The sequence below is a fragment of the Viridibacillus sp. NPDC096237 genome, assembly GCF_050278625.1.
In the GTDB taxonomy this organism is placed as follows: Bacteria; Bacillota; Bacilli; order Bacillales_A; family Planococcaceae; genus Viridibacillus.
Window position 1 is genome coordinate 1 of record NZ_JBNNTI010000010.1, and the last position, 23,046, is coordinate 23,046.

Genomic DNA, 23,046 nt, shown 5'->3' on the forward strand with positions numbered 1-23,046 from the left:
CTTTTTCAAAGCTTCTCTAACAAAGGTGTTTACTCAGTACAAATATCCCTCCACACGAAAAATCTCATGAAAATCTTAAAACTTTAAAACACTATGAATAATTCAGGATAAAGTTTGTTCTTTTTAATAAAGTTTGGTTAAAATCATCTCACCTCTATAGATTTCTTAGAGGTGAGATGATTTTTTTATTGGATATTGATGTTAATATCATTATGAAGATTGTGAATAAATGTATTTAAACTAACGAATGAGGTTAGTTTAATAACATGGTATTTTGGAAAGGTAGGTAGACTATGGAAAAGAACGAATTGTATGTTTATCATATCGTTACTAGGAAAAAAATGAGTCAAGGACAGATAATTTACTTCAACAAGAACCAAAAGAACACCTTATATCAATTCTTTTTTGAGACAGAACAATTGAATTCTAAAGGCGATGACTTCATTCAAATTTTACAGGGTCATTATACAAATGAAGGCTTGAACTTGAGTAAAGAAAATGCCCAAGTAACTTTAAATAGTGTTGAGCAAACAATCAGAGCTATTAGAGAAGCTATAGTAGAAATGGTTAGACTTCAAGAATATCCTGAATATCCTTCAAGATTGTCTTGCTTATACGCTACGAAAAGCTATGAAGACGCTTTGAAATGGAAAGCGTTATTTGAATCTTATAATCGGAAAGTTTTGCAGATTGTTAAACTTCGAGTTATTGGAAATTCTTGAGGGAGATGCAAACCTTTTACCAAAGGCGGATGGGGTCCCTTTTTCTCGGAAAATTGAACAATCTATAGAATATTGGAAGGGTAATGTGAAAAATGAACTACCTGAGCTTTTGGTTAACGGAATCATTGAAGTGGTAGAAGTTATTGATGATTTTTCATCATTATCGAGTGCTTTAGTTGAAGATTATTGAGCTGTTTGTACGGCTCTTTTTTTATTCAACTAACGAGCAGTTTAGTGTAATAACTTTATTTCGAATCTGTGTTAAAATTTGGTTGTTTATCAATGGAAGGTGTTGGAATTATTGAGTCGAGTTACCTCAAAAACAAAGAAATACTTTGGACTATCTGTTATCCTTTTGCTATATGGGATTTTTTCTTGGATTCCTTATTTGGTCTTTAACATTATTTCTTAACCCAATTGGATTGTTTTTAGGTTATTTATCAAACAACAGATTCATAGTTTTAAGCAATTTAATTATGGTCTTCATTTTTATTCCTATTTTGATATTTGTTTATCTAACAAAAGGGTACATTCCGATGTAATTGTTGCTACATTTTTATATGAACCCCACCAAGCTCCTTATAGAAGCAACGGGGGAACTTTAATAAAATATAGTATAAAGGACCAGAAATTCAATATATAAAAGGTGGAAAATGACATGGCAAGAAAGTACCGATTATATCAAATTGATTCATTTACGAAAGAAAAATTATCAGGTAATCCGGCTGGTGTAATATCAAATGCAGATGGTTTATCTTCGGGTGAGATGCAGAGGATTGCTAGAGAGCTTAACAATTCGGAAACGGCATTTATCTTTAAATCAGACAATAGCAAATCTGATGTACATATTCGTTTTTTTACGCCTACTCATGAGGTTCCTATCTGTGGACATGCGACGATCGCTGCCCACTATGCTCGTGCAGTTGAAAATAGTTTAAATACAGTTAAAGTTTATCATAAAACTGGTGCAGGCATTTTACCAGTCGATGTGATTAATGAAGATAATGATTACAAAATTATTATGACGCAGGGGAGTATAAGTTTTGAAACTGTGATTGAAGGTGTAGCTTTAGAGAACATATTTACAGCTTTCAATATTAGTGAAAATGATTTACTAGAAGATTGTCCAGTACAAATCGTTTCTACCGGGCATTCTAAGGTGATGATTGGAATTAAAAATTCGGAACTTCTCAACCAATTAAACCCTAATATGGATTTACTCACAAAAGTCAGTGGATTGATTAATTGCAATGGTTTCTATGTTTTTACGATGAATGCTCCCGACTCTGATATTTTAATTCATGGAAGAATGTTTGCTCCTGCAATTGGTATTAACGAAGACCCTGTTACAGGTAATGCGAACGGTCCTTTAGGCGCTTACTTGATACATCATAGACTTGTCAAACATGATAATACTTTATTTAGTTTTAAAGCAGTGCAGGGCGAAGCTATAAAACGGGCGGGTATTATTGATGTTCAAGTGAAAATTTATAATCAGGAACCAGAGGAAGTAAGAATTGCAGGAAATGCTGTAATCGTATTTAAGTCCGAGTTATTACTTAATTAGCAATTCACATGTAAAAATTTGAATCGTAAATGGAGGTCTTTATTAATACGAATTTCAGTCATATAAACTGTAAATCATAATAAAGTTATTTCTATGACGGTGAATTTTGTATTATTTTTTATGGGGAAATTTGTGAAATAATACACTCAAACTACCGTTTTCTTTATTGAACTAACACCGCAGAATAGTTAAATAACGAATCATAAAAAGTTTAAAACGTTGGAACAAGCAAAAAGAGGAATCATTTTGATATATATGATATAACAACAGTAAATTTCTATAGAGAAATTGATATTGAAATTAAAAAAATTCAGGAATTAAGAAAAAGTAAGAGTATAGATGGAATAAAATCATTATTAGAAGAGAAAGAACAAGATGTTTTAGAGGAAATAGAATATAAAAAGCTTCTTTTAAAAAAGCTTCAAATAGTAAAAAGAGATTGCGAAAAAATTAAACAATTCTTAGGAGAATTCATAGTAAAAGAAATGAAGCCCTTAGAAATAAAAGGAGAAATAGAACATTTTACTGCTTATGATGAATATGAAACTCTAAAAAAGAACACAGACAGCTTAAAAAAAGCAGTTACTCTAACATCTTTAAGAAGAGTTATAAGTTTCAATGAAGACGGTATTATAGAAGATAAGTTTATAATTGTAAGTAAAGTAGAAGATTTTGATAAAGAAATAGAAGGTGAGATTCTATCTCACTCAAAATGTATTTATACAGTTATTGAAGATGGAAGATGGTCAACTGGTGGGGAAAGTATTGATCATAACGTGGAAGCTAGTTTAAGAAAAGTAGCAATAGAAAAAGGGTATGAACAGAAGCATTCGCCATTAAAATCTTCGATAATCATAGGATTTTGGTGGGGTATGTGGGCATTGATTTAATCAAATATATTCTATTCTTTATGATTTCAATCATAGCCATTAAGGTTGTCATGACAGCATTTTATAACTTAAATCAGAATTTAATCATCCCAATCATCATCCACCAATTTTTTAATTTTTTTATTGGCATAATAAACGGAAACTTAATCGATTTAATCATATATAACGCAATTTTTTATTTAGTAGTAGCGGTTTTTATCATCGTTATAAATCCAAAGAAAGTATTGTATGGAAAGGAAGCGACAAACAATATTAATGGAAAGAAAAGTGTTTTATTTTGATGTAAAAACTAAGAGCCTACTACATACGAAATGTAGTAGGCTCTTTAATGTTGTTTAAATTTCAATCAGTACAATTAGGATTCATTTTATAGGGAATTCTATTAAATTTTCAAGGATCTTTTACATGAGAAAATTAAGAAAAAAATGCTTAACAAAATTAGAATTAGTCTGTTCAATAAATAATATTCCGGTGAGATAGTATAATAAAAATTATTTGAATTTGCACCAATGGAGAAAATTTTGAACATTCTTCCATCTGATATCAAATCCGTTGTAAAGTATGACAAAGTAACAAATAAACCAATATAACTATTTTTAGAGAATACTATCGAAAATAGCATCAATGAACATAAGAATAGTATGTTAGGGATAAACCGTAGACTTAAAGAAATATTCAGAACATCTAAAAATAAAATATTTCGATAGTAGAACAGCCCTGATATAAACGAACCAATTATAAACAGTGATACATAAAAACTCCACCGATAAAACATAATCCAATTAAATTTTTTATTATTTAAGAAAGCAAGTAATTCATATGTTTTGTTTTTATAATCTTCAAAGAATACATAGCAAATCATAAATGAAGCTAATAAAGGAACCGAATAGTCAAATATATTATCCGTACTTTTTAGTGAAAACTCTTCTCGAATGGAAGCCATATAGTTTGAAGGAGCAGAATATATAAACGAGAATGCGAATAAAAAAATTAGAATAGCACCAGTTAACTTTAATTTTCTCCTATTCACATCATAGATATTGAAAAAATGCTTTTCAAACAAATTATCTTTTTTGAAAATATACATATGCATTTTCTAAAGAAATCTCCTTTTCATGATAGCTGCCGATAATTTCATGGTGATTTTTAATAAATCGAACTTTCACCAAGTCTTTATTGAGGCGCCTTTCTTCTAATACGATAACTTGTTTTTTTAGAGTTGCAAGTGTTGCTAAATTCGTTTCAATCGTATAAATATATGGGGAGCTTGCTTGAATGATTTCATCAATCGAACCTTCAAATTGAAGAGATTTGTCTTTCAAGATTAGAATATGATCACTATATAATTCAATATCTTCTATAATATGCGTAGAAATTAGCGTAATGGACTCTTTACTTATTTCAGATAAAAAACTTCTAAACTCCACCCGTTGTTCGGGATCTAGTCCCACAGTAGGTTCGTCAATAATAATTAATGCTGGTTTACCAAGTACGGCTTGTGCAATCCCAAGTCTACGTTTATAGCCTCCAGAGTATCTACCTACTCTTTGATGAATTACAGATTGTAAATGAAACCTTTCAATTGTCTCATCAATTATTTTCTTTTTGTCCGCCTTTGCAAAATTTTTCACATCATATACATACGATAAAAAATCGTAGCCCGTAATATTATAGTAAATATCGAAATGCTGAGGTAAATAACCGACATGTTGAATTGGATATGCTTTTGTGTTTAATAAATCGACATCATTTAATAGCGCCTTTCCCTTACTTCCCTTTTTTAATCCAGTTAATATATTCATTAATGTTGTTTTACCTACACCATTATTTCCTAATAACCCAATAATTCCATTTTCACATTTAAATGAGAGATCTTTTAATATAACCCGTTTTCCATATGAAAAAGTTACGTTCTCTATTTGTAAAATATTCCCCATTTTTCTACAACCACCTATTCCATATAATTCATCAATATTGTATCTTCGACCACTTGCACCCCATCGTATCCAATATTAAATGGCCAAACACCTACAATAACTTTTTGATAGTCTTTGTTTTTGATTGTGGCGATTTCTGTTTTTGTTAAATCATTCGATTTATTTTCAACAGCTTCCTTCAGCCAAGATGTTAAAGATGATTGAAATGCCTCAAAGTTATAACTAATAGGGATTACGTACTTAATACCATCTTTCGAAATAGCTTTATATTCACCAGCAAAAAAGTTGATACTCGTGGCACTCCCCTTAAAAACGGAGGGCTTTCCGTTAGATGCAGACAAATTGGAGTAAAGATTGGTTGTTGCCTTTACATGAACATCAAACTTCATCAATTGTTTGTCAGAAGTAGTAGGATACCAATAAAATACTTCAGCTGGCAAATTAATAGCATTATACGAAACATAATAAGTCTCAACGCCTAAATCATTTTGAACATGAACGTTCCCTTCATAAGTAATCATTACTTCAACTTCTTCATTTTGTCTATGCAGCGAATTAATTATCAATTGATTTTCTTGATGACTATACTCAACGGGTTGTTCATTTACTGTAACATTTTTAATTTTGAAAATATTGTCTATAAGGAAAACAATGTTTTTAGTCTCCCTTAGAAAACGTATGTGAATATCTGCCTTATTTTCTATTTTCTTATTTAATATCAAGTCCATTTTATAAGATTCAATGTTGTAAGTATCTGTTTTTATTGTTTTAATGGGTGCTTCTACACTTTGTATGTTTTCATATGATAAAACTGTTATAACAATCATGGCTAATAATGAGAAACTTGCATATACAACGAAATGAACCCGTTTGGTATATGTTAAAATACTAAAACTAATAAATAAAATGAGTAATATAAGAAAAACTACAAATAACTTATCTAGAAAATAAGGAGTGTTAAATAGAACACCTGAAATATTATTGGAAAATATATATGTATAGTCATCAAATATATTGAAAAATTTGTGTAATGGAGTATTCGTTACTTTTGCCGATTCCCAAAGAAATAAACTGTATATAGCAATTGATACGAATATGGAAAAACCATTTTTCAAAAGGAGACCCATCGTACTACCAATGGTGGCAGCAAGCATATTTGTTGTCATCCATATTAAAAAAAAATGGAAAATACCCCTTAGATTATATTGTAGAGAGAATGCTTCGTTCTTCAACAGAAATAGAATTGTCAATAAAAAAAGTCCGCTGAACATCGTTAAAATGAACGAAGAACGCAGTATCGTTAAATGTCTCTTAAATGGGTCTTTTTCTAAAAAATAGAGTACATCATAATTTTTCGAAACAATCGAAGATGTAGAGCTTAGAAAAAATAAATTTAAACAAATAAAAGAATAGTAGTACATCTGTGTAAAATCAAATATTGACACTTCAATTACACTAATAACCCGAAGAGTAAGTAAAGAGATAAAGAGAATTGAAAGCCAAAACATCAGACTTTTAGTCATAACTTTTAAATAAAATATAGGATATTTAATCATTTCTCATTTTAAGTATTGGCCATACTAGCCAATGACTTATCCTCCTCTTAGTTTGCACAAGAATTTAGCCATATCTAAGTTAAAAATAAACACTAATAAAAGGGTAAGCTTCTATTAGTGTTTATGTAAAAATAATTATTTGTAGTCTATGTTAGTCTGTTAATTTCACATCAGCTGCCGCTTTGGAAGAACTGCCGTTCCAACGAATGTAATAAGATTGAGTTATACCATCGTCAGTGGAACTAACAGCTGTAAAGGATGAACTTGCACTATTTCCGCTTGATAAAGAAATTGAAGTCATAGCTTTATCTGGAAAGAATTTAACAATTTTCATGGCATATGCATTACCACTCCCACTTGAACCAGTTCCTTTAAGATAACGTGTACCAGATCCTAAGGATTTATATCCTGTTTCAGCATTTGTTCCAGTCAACGACGAACTAATGTATGTCGTAGCACTTGTAGAAACAGAAGTTAATAATACAGTCGCTGCAAAACCAAACGTTAAAACTTTTTTCGTTAAATTCATAATATCATCTCCTAGGTATTTTTTGAATTATTTTCTAATTCATGTTAATCATAACAATCTATCAAATGCTTTGTATTGTGAAAATATAAGTCAGTTTAGCCTATTCAGTGATATATAAACTTTCATTTTTTCATTGCCATAAAATAATAAATAAACAAAAATAGATAATATTGATTTTTTTGCTAAATTTTGTATAATGTATATATATAATTTATGTGGTGGTAGTGATATGAAAATTGGTTCAATTATACGGATGAATAGAATAAAAAAAGGCATGACTCAAGAAGAATTAGCTGATCATATAATCTCTGTGTCGTATCTTTCAAAGATAGAAAATAACTTACTTATTGCATCAAATCAGGTGAATCAACTATTACTGAAGAAGTTGGAGATACATGGAATAGAGGGGAGTAATTACAATTGGAAATCCTATTACGATAATTGGATTAAATTACTATTAGAAAGTTTTAATATTAATGAAATCAATCAAGCTTTTCAAAAGTTAGAGGAAAAAAGAAAATGTATTGTAGATCCAGATTTTATTATAAATATTGAGATATATCTTATAAGACATTATTGTAAAGAAGGAAAAATTGAGGCTGCATACAACCAAATAACTTATTTAAATTCCGTTTCCGTGGATTTTAATAGAGAACAACAATATTTTTGGAATAAATTTAGAGGGAATGTTTTTTCACTTAAATCCAATTTAACTAGAGCGTATATCTCATACGTAAAGGCAAAAGAATTAATGCATTACTTGTATCTATCAGATTCTGAAACTGCAGATTTATATTATTCACTTGGAGTTACTTGCAGTGGTTTAAGCAAAACTACTGATGCTATTTTTTTTATAAGTAAATCTCTAGATATTTATCAAAAAAATTATAATATTAAACGCTGTTCGCAATGTCATGTAACATTAGGAATCTCTTACCGTCGCATAAAAAATTTTGAAGAAGCAATAAAACAATATAAATTAGCAATAAAATTAGCATCTAGTATTAATGATTTTTCTCAAGTTAATTTAGCTTATATAAACCTAAGTCATTTGTATTCTGTAACAGGGGATAGTAAGAAATCTATTGAAATATGTGAACAAACCTTATCTTCTTCGATACAAATTAATGAAGAAGATAGAGCTTTATTAATCTTAAGTTTAGTTAAAGAAAATTATAAAAATGAAGAATTTACAAAGGCTATAGCTTGGGTTAATAAAGGTATACATTATTTAAATAAGGATGTTGAAAATTACGAAGGATTGAAATTAGAATTTTCCGTTTATGAAAACCTGCTGTCTGATCGACAGGAACATCTAGAGATTCTTATAAGGCAAAAAGTTATTCCATATTTCAAAGATAGAAAGGATTATACAAAATTATCTAATTATTCTTCGTTATTATCAAGTTATTATGCAAAGAAAAAAATGTATAAACAAGCCTTGGATTTTGAGTTGTTATCTAATAATGCATTAAGAAATTTAATTGAAATATAGGGGGTATAATTGATATGAAAAGAAAAATAGTAATTGCAATATTTCTAACCTTCATACTAGTAATTGGCATATCTTCAAATATAAGTTCAAACTTTATTTCGGAGGAAAAAGAACCTAGTATCTTATATAATATACAAAATAATAAAGTGGATTTGAATATTGAAGTTAAGGAAAGAATTTTAAAGGAAGTATAAGACAGTGGATAAATTACGCAATAACTCTTAAAATTGAGGCGGAAAAGAAATGACAATAACATTTAGTTCAAATCAATGTTTCAGTCAGAGTATCTGCCATTTGACCAACTCTCTTTTTAGTATTCATCACATTTAGTATTACACTCTAAAATTCCTCTAGAACACTTTTTTACTATATATACGAACCGATAGTAACCATGAACTAATATATAAAATAACAACAGATAAAATGATTAATAGATAAAACTGAGGATTTCAAAAAGCCCTACACTCTAAAGTTGGAGCATCGGGCTTTTTGAATATAGTTTACAATATTTATATGTATAATTTGGTAATTGAAAAAGATTAAAATGAGCGTGAAGCAACAAGCATTGTTGGGAATCGTATTAAGTTTAATATTCATAAGCTTTATCAGTAAAATAATTTTTGATTTTGAATCAACTTGGTTAAAACTTCTTGATATATTAATAATTTTGATTTGGGGAATATTATTATTTGGACTATTAAAAAATTCAAATGGAATCGGCTGAAAGTTGAATTAAAAGATTTTAAGAAGCCGATTAAAAATAATTAGTAATTTCTTATTCTACTTACGGGTGCGGTAGCTTGATAAAGGATATCTCTTTTTTTCTGTCGAAGTATAGAAACAGGATAGTTAAATTAGTTAATTGAAGTCTCGTTTTTACCAGCGTTTAATTGAGGAAGTAATATTTGTGCAATTAACTTCCTCGATATTAGTTCTATCTCATCTAATGTAGGGGGATTTTTTATGATATATGATAATCAAAATAAAACAATTACCACTAAAAGGCTAGTACTAAGATTGTTTCGAAAATCTGATGCAGTAGCTGTTACTAAACTTTGTAATAATTATAATCTATATAAAAATACATTGTACCTACCTTATCCATACGCTATAGAGGATGCTTTATCGTGGATTGAACATCATCTTGATAATTATAATGCTAATAAATCATATGAATTTGCTATAACAGATAAGGAAAGCGGAGAATTATATGGAGCTGTAGCGCTATCTAACAACAAAAAGTTTAATAATGGTGAAATAGCCTATTGGATTGGTGAAGAATTTTGGGGAAATGGATATGCTACAGAGGCAGCGCAAGCTATAGTACAATTTGCATTTGATGAAAAGCAATATCATAAAGTATTTGCTCGTTACTTTAATTCAAACCCAGCTTCAGGAAGAGTGATACAAAAATTAGGCATGAAAAGAGAAGGGATATTAATTGACCAAGTGAGGAAAGAAAATCGATATGAAGATCTAGTGCATTATGGGATTATTAACTCAATAGAATAATAATTTAGTAGAAAAATATATTTTAATAAGAGATATTTTGTTAGGTGTTGGTTCGATAATTTACCATTTGATATATATAATTAATTAAAAATTACTATATTGTCATTTTAGTGAAAAAAGGAGTGTTCAATTTATCTTTTGGATATGGATACTCTACTGCTGTTTTTTTCTAAAATCATTTTTTATGGGTGAAGTGTGTCCAAAAATGATATAAGGAAAAACAGTAGAAAATTTAAAATGGTGAGGTAAATGATATGGAAAATGAACAAATAACCAGAAAGAACCCGACAGGAATACCTAATCCAGTTGGCAATTACACGCATATTACTAAAATTCCAAGAAATGCAGAGCTATATGTGACATCTGGCCAGATTGGAATAGATCAGAATGGTGAATTTCCAGAAAATATGAACGAACAAATTAGAAATACTTTTAATAACATTAAAGCAGTATTAGACTCTGAAGAATTAACTGCTAATAATATTATTAAAGTAAATGTATGGGCAATCGAAAAGATTGATTGGGATTACTTATATTCAAAATGGGAAGAATTATTCGGTAATGATTACCCAGCAATGACGATTGGTTATATTTCTGAGTTAGGATTACCAGAAATTAAAATAGAAATAGAAATTTGGGCGGCTAAAGTTTAGTATAACAACGTACCTCATCCAACACCATGCAAAGATCATCACCACTTTTGTATGGTGTTGTTTTGAAATAAAGATGAACTATAGATAAAAAAATTTAGCACTAAGGTTACAAGCACGTTATTTCTTTTATTTAATAAATTTCATTTGGTTTTTTGTTGCATTTCGACCATCAAAAAAGCCTTCATCTATTCATAATACTTGAGTACATTTGGATTATTAATTGTTTCATCAAGGTCCAAACCTATGAAAATCTAAAAAAGGTTGCTGACGAGTAATTGAGCTCATCAACAACCTTCTTTTAATGTTTGGTTAAGTTAATTTCAGGATATTTTTTCTGAATTTCTTTTCATTTATTCACTTAGCTTCGTTGGTTGTTAAAGCAGGTCTAGTTATAGAAAAAATCGCACATAGTAAAGCTATAATTACGATGGCCCCCCCAACCGGTGCTGTGCTTGTGACTGAACCTGTTTGCTGCAGTACAATACCACCGATTGCGGATCCTAATGAAATACCAATTTGCAAAGCAGAATTATTAAAGCTTTGTTGAATATCAGAAGTATTAGGGTCAGTTTGAATAAGATAATTTTGTTGAGGTGGAGCTAGACTCCAGCTTAGCGCCCCCCAAATCATCATGACCACTAGGAAAACGAAAAGTGAAATAGTAGAAAGAGGTAGTAAAAATAATACTACGGCGAAGGATCCAATAACTAGTAAAATGCTTTTAGGAGCCCCGAGCCAATCTCCAAGTGCTCCCCCAAATGCCCCGCCACATACTGCTGAAATACCAAATAATAAATAACATATGCTTATCCAATATTGATCAAGATTTAAAGTGGATTCTAAAAAAGGAGTGAAATAGGCATAAATTGTGTAATGTCCTGCTAAAGTAAACATTGTTGCAAGATGCGCACTAGCTATTTTAAAACTCCCCAGTGCTTTTAATTGTACAGAAAGCGGCTTAATACCTCCTTCTGTAGGAATCGGCTCTAAAAATGTATGGATGAGAAGCATAGATCCGATTGATAGGAAAGCAATCCCGAGAAATATAATACGCCATCCAAAAGCATTGCTAATCAAAATTCCAAGAGGTACTCCTAAAACTAGTGAAGAACTAATGCCCATATAAATAACTCCTATAGCTTTCGATCTATGAGCAGGTTCAACAATCCTCGCTGTAATTGTTAGCGAAAGTACAATAATTAATGCCGTACTCATTGCAGTAATAATCCTCGAAACCATTATTAAAGAAAAGTTAGGACTAAAATATGTCATCAAATTCCCAAGGAAAAAAATAAACAATGCAATAAGATACAAACGTTTCCGTTCAATTTTTGCAGTCAGTGTAAGAAGTACAGGACCTGAAATGGCAAAAACAAGAGCAAATACGCTAATTAGTTGTCCTGCAGTGCCAAGCGTTACATTTAAATCGTCGGCGATAATTGGTAATATTCCACCTACTATTAATTCAACCAGCCCTACTGCAACAGTAGAAGCTGCGAGTATAAATACTTTTAGATTCATTACAGAATTCTCCTTTATTTTCTAAATTGATAAAATGTATACTAGTTATTGACGGAGATAAGTACTAACGAATTATTCCTCAACGTTACTTATCAATCTCAAGTTGAAATTATATTTACTTATGAGTTGCTCATCACAAGTTTAAAATAGATGGATACCTAATATTGGGAAATAAAAAAACTCCTGACTACAAAAAATGAAAAGACATTTTCTGTAATCAGGAGTTTACGGTTCCTGGTAGAGACCCTCAAGCCGTATTATTGAGGTTATACATATAATTTCAATTAATTTCTAAGACAATTTATCTGTTTCTCAGATTATCATACCATTCGATATTACTCAAGTATAATCGCATCATTCGACACGAATAAATAATGTTGGAATCTGAGCGAATTAGGAAATGGACGTACTATCGTCAGAACGAAAAAACAATACAAGAATTTTCCGAGTACATCAAAAAGAAACTATAAAAGGAAGGGAGGTCTTTTCATACTAATTATGTTAAAAATACAAATTTCCAAACCGAATGCATCGGAATTAAACATGCGTTAAACTAACTGGCATCGTTAGTTCAATTAATGTGCTCAGTAATAGATTCTTATAAACCAGCTTTTTGCATAGTTAATAAATAACTAGAAATAACACATTGTGCAAGTCCTACCATAGCTTGAATATCTCCTACGCATACACCAATTTGGAAATTGAGGTTTTGTTCTAAATAAGGTCTTTCATCAAAGAATACCTCTGGATTTTTTAACCACAACATAATTTGACTACGAGTTTCATTAGATTGTTAGAAAAGGCTTTAGAGCGCCTACCTAAAGCGCAACAGCTACTGATGCATTCGGATCAAGGTTGGCATTATCAAATGAAGCAATATCGCCATGCTCTTGAATCAAGAGGGATTATTCAAAGTATGTCTCGTAAAGGGAACTGTTACGATAATTCTGTGATGGAGAATTTCTTTGGCATACTAAAATCAGAGTTCCTCTATTTAAAAGAGTTTGAAAGTGTGGAGCATTTTAAAACGGAATTAGAAAAATATATAACATATTACAATACAAAACGAATTAAGGCAAAATTAAAAGGCATGAGCCCAATACAATATCGAACTCATGCCCAAATCTCTGCCTAATGAAATAACTGTGTCTAACTTTTAGGGGTCACTTCAAAATGAAATATTAAGCAGAGGTTTTATAATATTTTTCTATTGCATTAGAGAAAAGAGTATCTCGGAAATCTACTAACCTTCAATCTAGTTTCTTACGACTATTTAATACTCGGTAATAATTTATTCAATACTATTGCTACTAAAGCTGCTGTTGCAACAGGTGAGCTGAATAAATATTGTACTGTAGTTGGTAAAGAATATAAGAAATCGTCAGGAAGTAATGTTAACGCCAATGTTAAGATCATTGGTACAGCAATCACATACATCTCTTTTTCGCCAATTCTCTCATTTTTCATTACTTGTAAACCGCTAATCGCGATGATGCCACAAACGATGACAAATACTCCACCGATTACTGCTGATGGGATAGCAGAGATTAAAGCCGCTAATTTACCTGAAAACCCGAATAGTACAAACCAAGCACCCGCAGCAACAAAAACACGACGGCTTGCAATACCTGTGATAGAAATAACACCTGCATTTGTTGAGTAACCAGTTACAGGAGTTGAGCCTAATAATGAAGCTATGAAACAGCCAATTCCTTCACCAATAACCCCACGATTAATTTGTTTATCTGTTAATGGTTTGTCGATTACATTACTTACAGCAAACCATGTACCTGTTGTTTCAGCCATTAATACTATATAAATAATAACCATTGTAATAATTGCAGAAATATTAAAAGTGAAACTGAAATCTGCAAAAGGAATTTGTGGCATGCTAAACCATTTTGCTTGTGAAACTGCCGATAAATCTAATACACCCATAAATTTAGCAGCTACACAACCTGCAATTAACGCAATAATTACAGAAGTGATGCGGAAAACGCGACCTTTCTGACGGAAGAAAGAACCTAGCATAACACAGATCATTAATACTACAGCTGAAATAAGAGCTAAGTAGATATTTTGGTTGATCGTAGCACCTGCTCCGTTATAGATATTATTACTTAAACCAACTGGCATTAACGAAAGACCAACGACGAAGATAATTGTACCCCCAACAATCGGTGGAATGAAAGCTTTCACAATCTTATTGAAAACCCCCGTAAAGCCTAAAATAATTACTAAAATAGCTCCGATTAAGCTTGCCCCTAACACAGAGCTCCAGCCTAGTTCACCGCCACCACTAGCGGCATAAATACCCACAATGGCACCAAGTGGCACATAAGATGGACCTTGTGCAATCGGTAGTTTCATACAGAAATAAGTTTGGACAATCGTGGCTATCCCTGCTGCAATAAATGTCGATTGAATCAAAGCTGTTGATTGACCTGACTGTAAACCAATTAACATTGCAATAAGGAAAGGTACTACATAGACGTCCATAGCCATTACATGTTGTAAACCCAGTAGGGCTGATTGCCAGAATGAAACCTTTTCATCGGGTAAAACGGTTAAATGTGGGGTATTGATTTTATCTTTAGCTAGCTTGTTATTTTGTGTTTCCACTAAGATGCACACCTCAAAATTTTAAGTTTGTCTAATGCTTAATTCCACAAATGTTATTTCTATTTAAAAGGTAATTTTATTTTAGTTTACTTTGTTCTTTCATGAACCTTGTTGCCTTGTACCCAGACTTCACTAATGTTTTCTGGCCGAACAAGATACATGATTTTTTGGAAAATATCGTTTAAATCTTCATTCGCATCAAAAATTGGTAGTTTTGCAGATGCTAGTTTTGTATCGATAATTTGAGCATCCCAAGTATAGTTTTCCTCTAAGCGACCGATTGGTAAGCTTAAACTTTCCCCGCCTCCAGCAGTTGCTAAATAGAACGCTTCATTAATCGTGATACGTGAATTTGGTACGCCGCGTTTTTCTGCTGGAAGAGATGTATCAACACCATCTTCTAACATTCTAGATGACATGACAGCTTGTCTAGCGTTATCGAAAAGACTTGGTGAGAAACCACCGGAAACATCCGAGCCTAAACCAATATCAACACCTTTTGAGTGTAGATGAGCAATAGGGATGACGCTGTTAGCGAAATAAGCATTGGAAATTGGACAATGACCTACGGCAGTTCCTGTCTCAGCAAATAACTCTGCATCTGCATCATTTAAGAAATTACTATGTGCCATTACGGATTTATCGCCTAATAGACCGAAATCATGTAAGGCAAAGGCATCATTCTTATTGAATCGCTCTTGCACGTAACCATGTTCCCAATCACTTTCACTACAGTGAGACTGGATATGCGTATTATACTTAGCAGCTAATTCCCCTAAACCTTTTAAAGCACCATCTGTACAGCTTGGTATAAAGCGTGGTGTTACAACAGGGTAAACACCTTGTTTTGTTGATTTCGCTAACTCTTTAACAGCTAAGATAAATTCTTCTGTATCTGCTAATGCCGTTTGAGTGTCAGCATCACGATAAAAATCTGGATTTTGTTCAGGATCATCCATGACAACTTTACCAACTAGACCACGTTGACCTTTTTTAGCACAAATTTCAGCTAGCAATAAGCTCGCTTCTTTATGAACAGTTGCAAAATATAATGATGTAGTTGTTCCGTTTGCAAGTAGGGTGTTGACTAAATCTTCATAGACCTCTTTTGCAAAATCTAAATCAGAAAACTTAGATTCGATTGGGAAGGTATATTTGTTTAACCAATCATATAGTGGAATGTCTAGTGCAGTTCCAGATTGTGCCCATTGCGGAGCATGAACATGTAAATCGATAAATCCAGGTAAGAAATACTGTCCTTCAGCTAAATGATGGAAGTTTTCTTTATTTAGATATGTATCTAGTAATATTTGATAATCGGAATGTTCTGGTGCAATGACTTTTTCAATCATGCCGTCAGCGTTGATGCAGAATAGATAATCTTTTAAAACTTGTACTTCCTTTGATGATTTACTAGAAAAAGCAGTCCCTTTAAAAATATGCGTATATTCAGCCATAAAACTCACCTTAATGTTCGTATTTTATTGATTGTATCGATTATTATAGGGCATTACGAGTGTTAAGTCTACAAAAAACGAATATTTTACTAAGGAGTGTCCGTGGGTTTTAGATGATAAATTACTCTGTTGTAGATAATAAAATATCGTTTTGTAGAAGGATTTGAAAAATTTACATTTACGTTATGGCATTTTAGATTCTAATTCGTCTTATTTATCTAATAAAACTGAATATTCATATTAGAATATAGGGGAAATAAGAAGAACTGTTTCGAAATCGAAATGGATAAAAAAGATTTTATACGATTATTCAAGGCGTTTTTTGATGAGATAGAAAGTAAGTATTTGTGAGCAAATAAAATTTATTTTTCTTAATAGTAAGTAAGAACTGCAAATGAAAATGTAACTCCTAAAACCTTTAAATTGCATATCCTACGCTCATTTCGATATGATAAAAGCCGTAGAACATAATACAGAATAGGAGTGAAGCATATGTATCGTAAAGTAGAAGATTTTCTGGAAGATTGGTCTGCGTCTTCAGCAAGTGCATTAAGCGTATTTAAAGCGTTGACGAATGACAAGCTAAATCAGAGTATTGTGGAAGGACATAGTACTCTTGGATGGTTGGCTTGGCATTTAGTTGGTGCTGGAGCAGCATTTGGTCATTTCGCAGGACTACAAATACCAGGACCTGGCCGTAATCAAGAAGCGCCTACAGATGTAGCTGAAATTGTTGATGCATATGAGCAAGTAATAGAGGCTTATAAAGTAGAAGCAGCAAAACTAACAGATGAAGCATTACTTGAAGAAGTAAATGGTTTCGCAGGGCCGACTGCACGTGGAAAACTATTACGTGCAGTAATTGACCATCAAACACATCATCTCGGTCAAATGACAGTACTATTACGCCAAGCGGGATTAACAGTGCCAGGTGTAATGGGGCCAACAAAAGAAATGCAATCATAATATCAATAATTTGATGTAAAAGCTCACCTTTTTTGGTGGGCTTTTGTTGTACTATCAATTATGCTACATATTTTGCAGATGAAGCCTTAAAAAATGAACCTTTTAGTAAATTTTAAAGTTGCCTTATTAATGGTTTAACTATTAAAATAGGATAGATAAGAATTGGGTCTTAATGCGTAGGGTAATCCATCATATCTATTACTTTCTATATATTTTATGCACCGTTTAATCCCTTCCACCATCTTCTAGCTAAGAAATTATCTAACTTCTATGTAGGCACAATTTGTAATACCTCCTGTAACAACATCTGTTAGAAAAACATTATGGGCACCTTTGTTATTGTAGTGCAATTAATTGAATAGTTTTTTTGTTGGCTATAGGGTGGATTTTAATTTTGGAAACATTTTTAAAACAAGCCAATTTATTCTTTATTCTATAAATAGATAAGGGGTTTTTTGGAGATGAATTTTTTATTATGGGGTGAGTTCAATGAAGAAAAAATTATTTACTGTATTAGTGTTAGTTACCTTCATCTCTTCTTTTATGTTGGTGGGTTGCAATTTATTTAAATCCAATCCGTCTGATGAGGGAAGTAAAGAAGTAAATGAGAAGAAAAAGGACGAGCTTGTGTTGGCGTTTGATTCTGAGCCAGAAGCTGGTTTTGATCCAACAACAGGATGGGGGCGCTATGGTTCTCCATTATTCCAAAGCACGCTGCTTAAAAGAGATGACAAGCTTAACATTGTAAATGACCTTGCAACGAAATATAAAGTTAGCGAAGATGGTAAGGTTTGGACAGTTAAAATGCGTGAAGATGTGAAGTTCTCAGATGGTGAGCCACTAACTGCTGCCGATATTGTTTTTACATTTGAAACAGCTAATAACAATGGATCAGTAGTTGACCTTAATGGTTTGGATAAAGTAGAAGAAGTAGATGATTACACGGTAAAATTCACATTAAAAGAACCACAATCAACGTTTGTAAACGCTTTAGTTGCAACAGGAATCGTACCAAAACACGCTTACGGAAAAGATTATGCTGAAAATCCCATAGGTTCAGGTCCTTTTCAACTCGTCCAATGGGACAAGGGGCAGCAACTTATTATAACAGCTAATCCAGAGTACTATGATAAAAAGTCGAATTTTAAACAGATAACGTTTTTATTTTTAAATGAAGATGCTGCATTTGCTGCTGCACAAGCGGGCACTGTAGATTTAGCGTATATGCCTGCCGCATTTAGTAAGCAGAAAGTGAAAGGCATGAGACTAGAAACAGTACAAACTGTAGATAATCGTGGTATCGTCTTCCCATTTGTTAAATCTGGTGATGTTAATGAAAATGGATTACCTATTGGTAATGATGTAACAGCAGATCCTGCTATTCGCCATGCGATTAATATGGGAGTAGACCGACAAGCACTTGTTGAAGGAGTGTTAGAAGGACACGGTACACCGGCCTATACATCGGTAGATGGACTTCCTTGGTGGAATCCGGAAACGGTTATTAAAGATGCTGATATGGATGGTGCTAAGAAGTTATTGAGTGAAGCTGGTTGGAAGGATACAGATGGAGATGGGATTCTTGAGAAGGACTCTTTAAAAGCAGAGTTTACTCTTTATTACTTATCGAATGATACTATTAGACAATCTCTTGCCATTACTGTTGTCGATATGTTGAAACCGTTAGGCATTAATATCAAGTTAGAAGGCGGAAGTTGGGATATGATTGCTAAGAAAATGTATTCAAATCCTGTACTAATGGGATGGGGAAGTCATGATCCACATGAAATGTACAATATTTATAGTAGTAAATCTGCTGGAATAGAGTATTACAATACAGGTTATTATCAAAATAAAATGGTAGATTCATATTTTGAAAAAGCCCTTAGGTCAAAAAATGAAGAAGAAGCAATTGAACTTTGGAAAAAAGCTCAATGGGATGGTACAACTGGTTTAAGTGCAAAAGGTAATGCCCCATGGGCTTGGTTAGTAAATATCAATCACTTGTACTTGGTGAAAGATGGACTTGATATCGGAGATCAAAGAATCCATGTTCATGGTCATGGTTGGCCAGCTACAGATAACATCGTTGATTGGAAATGGACTAAATAACAGTGCATAAAACTAAAGGTGGAAAGCTTGGGTTATTTATATTGATGAAAGGTATACGAATAACTACATTATTGATAGCTATTTGTTTTATTTCCTTTTTATTAGTAAAAAACTCTCCGATTGATCCAATTCAAGCCTACATTGGCGCAGATATGTTGAAGGTAGGTCCTGAGCAGCGAGAGAAGATAGCTGAGTATTGGGGATTAGACCAGCCAGTTATAGTTCAATTCTTAAATTGGGGATCTGCTGTTCTAAAAGGTGACTTAGGAACTTCAATGATATTTCGTCGACCGGTAATTGATGTTATTAGTGAGCGATTCTTAAATTCACTTGTTCTTATGGTAGCGGCTTGGCTACTCTCAGGTGTAATTGGCTTTATACTGGGAGTTATAGCAGCTATGAAAAAAGGTACTTGGATTGATCGAATCATTAAATGGTACTGTTTTACATTAGCATCGACCCCAACTTTCTGGATGGGACTTCTCGTTTTAATTGTCTTTGCTGTATGGTTAGGTTGGTTCCCAATTGGACTAGGTGTTCCAGCTGGCGTTCTTTCAGAAAATGTTACTATGATGGATCGAATTCAACATCTTATTCTACCGGTGCTGACGCTTAGTATATTGGGTGTTGCTAATGTAGCACTTCATACGCGTCAAAAGCTAATTGATGTTCTAGCTAGTGATTATGTATTATTTGCTAGAGCGAGAGGTGAACAAGGTTTTATCTTATTCTGGAGACACGGATTACGTAATATTGCATTGCCTGCGATTACTTTACAATTTGCAGCTTTTAGTGAATTGTTTGGTGGAGCAGTATTGGCAGAGCAAGTATTTTCTTATCCTGGTTTAGGACAAGCAACGATAGAAGCCGGGCTTAGAGGGGATGTACCTCTGTTATTGGGGTTAGTAATATTTAGTGCTATATTTGTTTTTGTAGGGAATTTATTAGCTGATTTGAGCTATCATATATTAGATCCGAGAATGAGAGAGGTGAGGAAGTTATGATTCCAAGCCTAAAAAATTCGAATAAAAGATTTTCTCTGAATCCAAAGCAACTGACATTATTGAAAATACTAATTTTAATCGTATTTTTAACTATTGTTATACTAGGTGGAGTTTTCCTTGATGAGGGGAAAGTTGTAACGAATCTTAGCGAACGTAATTCTGCTCCATCACTAAATCATCTCTTTGGCACGGATTGGTTAGGTAGAGATATGTTTATACGAACAGTGATGGGGCTTTCTTTAAGTATAGGGGTTGGCTTGATTGGAGCAATAGGCAGTGCTTTGATTGCTCTATTCCTTGGTATGGCAGCTGCAACAATGGGTAAAATGGCAGATCGAATTATTTCATGGATCATTGACCTTTTTCTAAGTGTTCCGCATCTTGTAATCCTTATCCTTATTGCATTTACTTTAGGTGGGGGATTTAAAGGGATTGTAGTTGGATTGACTTTAACGCATTGGCCAAGTCTTGCACGTGTCATCCGGGCAGAGGTTATGCAAGTTCGTTCCGCAGAATTTGTTCAAGTTTCTCAAAAGATGGGAAAACCCAAATGGTGGATTGCTTTGCATCATATTTTGCCACATATTGCTCCACAACTTTTAATTGGTTTTATGTTACTTTTCCCTCATGTTATTTTACATGAGGCAGCAGTAACATTTTTAGGTTTAGGATTGTCACCGCATGAGCCAGCAATCGGAATCATTTTATCTGAATCGATGAAGTATTTATCTTCGGGTATGTGGTGGCTTGCTTTCTTCCCAGGACTTTGTCTATTGATTGTCGTGAGAACTTTTGATCAAATTGGAGAAAACATCCGAGTTCTCATGAATCCTACTAAGACTCATGATTAATCATATATGTGTTAATAAGAGGAGTTAACAAATGTCTATTCTTGAAGTGGAAAATTTATCAGTATCTTTTAAACAATATACAGGTGGATTTAAAGAAATGAATCATAAGGTAATTTCAAGTTTAAATGTAACTCTTGAAGCGGGTAAGATTCTAGCAGTTGTTGGTGCAAGTGGCTCGGGGAAAAGTTTACTTGCACATGCCATTCTTGGAATACTTCCTAGCAATGCTATTGTCAGTGGGACCATCAAGTATAAGGGGGAGGAACTAACACCTACGCGGCAACCTGCATTAAGGGGGAAGGAAATTGCTCTAGTTCCACAATCGGTAAACTATTTAGATCCCCTTATGCGTGTTGGAAGTCAGGTTCGTACTTCTGTTAAAAATGGAGATGCTGTATCTGCTCAACGTAAGGTCTTTGAACGTTACCGGCTTGGAAAAGAAGTTGAAAACATGTATCCGTTTCAACTTTCAGGGGGCATGGCAAGAAGAACTCTTTTATCCACCGCTATGGTAAGTGATGCAAAAGTAATTATTGCGGATGAGCCTACTCCGGGATTTGATCCTATCGTTATTAAAGAAGCATTAGATAACTTTAGAGAGTTTGCCGATAGCGATTGTGCTGTAATGTTAATCACACACGATATTGAATCGGCTCTTCAAATTGCCGATAAAATTGCTGTATTTTATGCAGGGACTACGGTAGAGATTGCGCCTGTAAAGAATTTTGTAGGTAAGGGTGAGGCGATACGCCATCCTTATACTAAGGCTTTGTGGAGGGCATTACCTCAAAATGAATTTATCCCTATTCCAGGTTCGCAGCCTCATCCGAGTTCATTGCCACCAGGATGTTTGTTTGCACCACGTTGTGAAATGGCAACGCCTGAATGTCGACAAGCACTACCTGAAATGAGGGAACTTAGAGATGGAATGGTGAGGTGTATTCATGCGACTTGAAGCAAAAGACATTGGATTTCGATATGGAGATGGGCCATGGTTATTCCAAGGAGTTAATTTGACGATAGAACCAGGAGAAATTGTTGGTATTACAGGTACAAGTGGGCGAGGGAAAACTACTTTTTGCAGAATATTAGCGGGATACGAGTCACCAATTGAAGGGGCTGTATATTTTAATGGTGCTAAGTTACCGAAAAATGAATATCATTGTGTTCAAATGGTCCTTCAACATCCAGAAAAGGCGATTAATCCAAGATGGAAAATGCATAAAATTCTAAATGAAGGATATCAACCCGATAAAGAGTTGTTAGATTTACTAGGTATTGAACAAGAATGGTTAACGCGTTGGCCACATGAATTATCTGGGGGGGAGTTACAACGATTTTGTGTTGCTCGAGCATTAGGGCCGAATACTCGTTTTCTTATCGCAGATGAAATGACAACTATGTTAGATGCAAATACACAAGCTCAAATATGGCATGCTATTATTGAAATTGCTAAAAAGAGAGATATGGGCATAGTTGTTGTTACACATGAATTTAAGTTAATGCAAAGACTTTGTCATCGTGTCATCGATTTCAATAGAAAATAATATTAAATATTAGAAAAGGAGGCGTCTTTAATGGAAACCTCCTTTTTTACTGGCATCTTTTTAAGTTAACAGCATTTATCGCTAATCAATTTCTTGTTCTGCCAC

The 23,046-nt window shown here is 33.1% G+C and carries 17 protein-coding genes, 6 pseudogenes and 1 riboswitch; of the genes and pseudogenes, 16 read left to right on the forward strand and 7 right to left on the reverse strand.

The genetic code is table 11. The annotated features are described in order from the left end of the window. The first annotated feature begins 293 nt into the window (after nucleotides 1-293). The 4 genes and pseudogenes from ACQKMD_RS07940 to ACQKMD_RS07955 form a co-directional block, all read left to right on the forward strand. Nucleotides 294-912 (forward strand): annotated as a pseudogene (locus ACQKMD_RS07940) (DUF2441 domain-containing protein). A gap of 468 nt (nucleotides 913-1,380) precedes the next feature. Next, nucleotides 1,381-2,289, forward strand: coding sequence for a PhzF family isomerase (locus tag ACQKMD_RS07945; protein ID WP_427750957.1), 909 nt, complete (start codon nucleotides 1,381-1,383; stop codon nucleotides 2,287-2,289). 230 nt (nucleotides 2,290-2,519) lie between these two features. After that, nucleotides 2,520-3,110: pseudogene (locus ACQKMD_RS07950) on the forward strand (MerR family transcriptional regulator); the annotation flags it as partial. Continuing rightward, nucleotides 3,108-3,460: pseudogene (locus ACQKMD_RS07955) on the forward strand (CPBP family glutamic-type intramembrane protease); the annotation flags it as partial. The pseudogenes ACQKMD_RS07950 and ACQKMD_RS07955, both read left to right, overlap by 3 nt. A 783-nt stretch (nucleotides 3,461-4,243) precedes the next feature. Here ACQKMD_RS07955 and ACQKMD_RS07960 read toward each other — a convergent pair. The 3 genes from ACQKMD_RS07960 to ACQKMD_RS07970 form a co-directional block, all read right to left on the reverse strand. Then, nucleotides 4,244-5,116: an ATP-binding cassette domain-containing protein gene (locus ACQKMD_RS07960; protein WP_427750958.1), complete on the reverse strand. Its 873-nt coding sequence runs from the start codon at nucleotides 5,114-5,116 to the stop codon at nucleotides 4,244-4,246. Between the two features lie 14 nt (nucleotides 5,117-5,130). Continuing rightward, complete coding sequence (locus ACQKMD_RS07965) at nucleotides 5,131-6,270, reverse strand: hypothetical protein (protein ID WP_427750960.1); 1,140 nt, start codon at nucleotides 6,268-6,270, stop codon at nucleotides 5,131-5,133. Between the two features lie 553 nt (nucleotides 6,271-6,823). Continuing rightward, complete coding sequence (locus ACQKMD_RS07970) at nucleotides 6,824-7,201, reverse strand: hypothetical protein (protein ID WP_427750962.1); 378 nt, start codon at nucleotides 7,199-7,201, stop codon at nucleotides 6,824-6,826. 229 nt (nucleotides 7,202-7,430) lie between these two features. On the opposite strand from ACQKMD_RS07970, the gene ACQKMD_RS07975 reads away from it, so the two are divergent. The 4 genes from ACQKMD_RS07975 to ACQKMD_RS07990 all read left to right on the forward strand — a co-directional run bounded on the left by ACQKMD_RS07975 (nucleotide 7,431) and on the right by ACQKMD_RS07990 (nucleotide 10,861). Continuing rightward, a complete protein-coding gene (locus ACQKMD_RS07975; RefSeq protein WP_427750963.1) occupies nucleotides 7,431-8,696 on the forward strand; it encodes a helix-turn-helix domain-containing protein in 1,266 nt (421 codons plus the stop codon). A 14-nt stretch (nucleotides 8,697-8,710) separates the two neighbouring features. Continuing rightward, a complete protein-coding gene (locus ACQKMD_RS07980) occupies nucleotides 8,711-8,890 on the forward strand; it encodes a hypothetical protein (protein ID WP_427750965.1) in 180 nt (59 codons plus the stop codon). Between the two features lie 769 nt (nucleotides 8,891-9,659). After that, nucleotides 9,660-10,208: a GNAT family N-acetyltransferase gene (locus tag ACQKMD_RS07985; protein WP_427750967.1), complete on the forward strand. Its 549-nt coding sequence runs from the start codon at nucleotides 9,660-9,662 to the stop codon at nucleotides 10,206-10,208. Between the two features lie 254 nt (nucleotides 10,209-10,462). Then, nucleotides 10,463-10,861, forward strand: a complete 399-nt coding sequence (locus tag ACQKMD_RS07990) for a RidA family protein (protein WP_427750969.1) — start codon at nucleotides 10,463-10,465, stop codon at nucleotides 10,859-10,861. A 354-nt stretch (nucleotides 10,862-11,215) separates the two neighbouring features. Here the strand turns inward: ACQKMD_RS07990 and ACQKMD_RS07995 are convergent, their stop codons facing one another. Then, the gene (locus ACQKMD_RS07995) at nucleotides 11,216-12,382 is read right to left on the reverse strand and encodes an MFS transporter (RefSeq protein WP_427750971.1); all 1,167 of its coding nucleotides are present in this window, start codon (nucleotides 12,380-12,382) and stop codon (nucleotides 11,216-11,218) included. A 194-nt stretch (nucleotides 12,383-12,576) separates the two neighbouring features. Beyond that, nucleotides 12,577-12,676, reverse strand: a riboswitch (purine riboswitch). Between the two features lie 80 nt (nucleotides 12,677-12,756). Between ACQKMD_RS07995 and ACQKMD_RS08000 the strand changes: the two are divergent. Beyond that, a pseudogene (locus ACQKMD_RS08000) lies at nucleotides 12,757-12,852 on the forward strand (ArsR family transcriptional regulator); the annotation flags it as partial. 131 nt (nucleotides 12,853-12,983) lie between these two features. Here ACQKMD_RS08000 and ACQKMD_RS08005 read toward each other — a convergent pair. Then, a pseudogene (locus ACQKMD_RS08005) lies at nucleotides 12,984-13,148 on the reverse strand (ArsR family transcriptional regulator); the annotation flags it as partial. A 24-nt stretch (nucleotides 13,149-13,172) separates the two neighbouring features. Here ACQKMD_RS08005 and ACQKMD_RS08010 point away from each other — a divergent pair. Beyond that, a pseudogene (locus tag ACQKMD_RS08010) lies at nucleotides 13,173-13,517 on the forward strand (IS3 family transposase); the annotation flags it as partial. A gap of 134 nt (nucleotides 13,518-13,651) precedes the next feature. Here the strand turns inward: ACQKMD_RS08010 and ACQKMD_RS08015 are convergent. Both ACQKMD_RS08015 and guaD read right to left on the reverse strand, forming a co-directional pair. Continuing rightward, entirely contained in the window at nucleotides 13,652-15,004 is a 1,353-nt protein-coding gene (locus ACQKMD_RS08015; RefSeq protein WP_427750973.1) for a uracil-xanthine permease family protein, read from the reverse strand. Between the two features lie 86 nt (nucleotides 15,005-15,090). Continuing rightward, nucleotides 15,091-16,461: a guanine deaminase gene (gene guaD, locus ACQKMD_RS08020; protein WP_427750975.1), complete on the reverse strand. Its 1,371-nt coding sequence runs from the start codon at nucleotides 16,459-16,461 to the stop codon at nucleotides 15,091-15,093. A gap of 492 nt (nucleotides 16,462-16,953) precedes the next feature. On the opposite strand from guaD, the gene ACQKMD_RS08025 reads away from it, so the two are divergent. From ACQKMD_RS08025 to ACQKMD_RS08050, 6 genes are all read left to right on the forward strand, one after another. Then, complete coding sequence (locus tag ACQKMD_RS08025) at nucleotides 16,954-17,427, forward strand: DinB family protein (protein WP_427750977.1); 474 nt, start codon at nucleotides 16,954-16,956, stop codon at nucleotides 17,425-17,427. 489 nt (nucleotides 17,428-17,916) lie between these two features. Further along, a complete protein-coding gene (locus ACQKMD_RS08030; protein ID WP_427750978.1) occupies nucleotides 17,917-19,539 on the forward strand; it encodes an ABC transporter substrate-binding protein in 1,623 nt (540 codons plus the stop codon). 44 nt (nucleotides 19,540-19,583) lie between these two features. Then, nucleotides 19,584-20,543, forward strand: a complete 960-nt coding sequence (locus tag ACQKMD_RS08035) for an ABC transporter permease (protein WP_427751130.1) — start codon at nucleotides 19,584-19,586, stop codon at nucleotides 20,541-20,543. After that, nucleotides 20,540-21,394: an ABC transporter permease gene (locus ACQKMD_RS08040; RefSeq protein WP_427750980.1), complete on the forward strand. Its 855-nt coding sequence runs from the start codon at nucleotides 20,540-20,542 to the stop codon at nucleotides 21,392-21,394. The genes ACQKMD_RS08035 and ACQKMD_RS08040 overlap by 4 nt, the downstream gene beginning before the upstream one ends. Before the next feature lie 31 nt (nucleotides 21,395-21,425). Then, a complete protein-coding gene (locus tag ACQKMD_RS08045) occupies nucleotides 21,426-22,349 on the forward strand; it encodes an ABC transporter ATP-binding protein (RefSeq protein ID WP_427750982.1) in 924 nt (307 codons plus the stop codon). Further along, on the forward strand, nucleotides 22,339-22,941 hold the full coding sequence (locus ACQKMD_RS08050; RefSeq protein ID WP_427750983.1) for an ABC transporter ATP-binding protein: 603 nt from the start codon (nucleotides 22,339-22,341) through the stop codon (nucleotides 22,939-22,941). The genes ACQKMD_RS08045 and ACQKMD_RS08050 overlap by 11 nt, the downstream gene beginning before the upstream one ends. The last annotated feature ends 105 nt before the right edge of the window (nucleotides 22,942-23,046 follow it).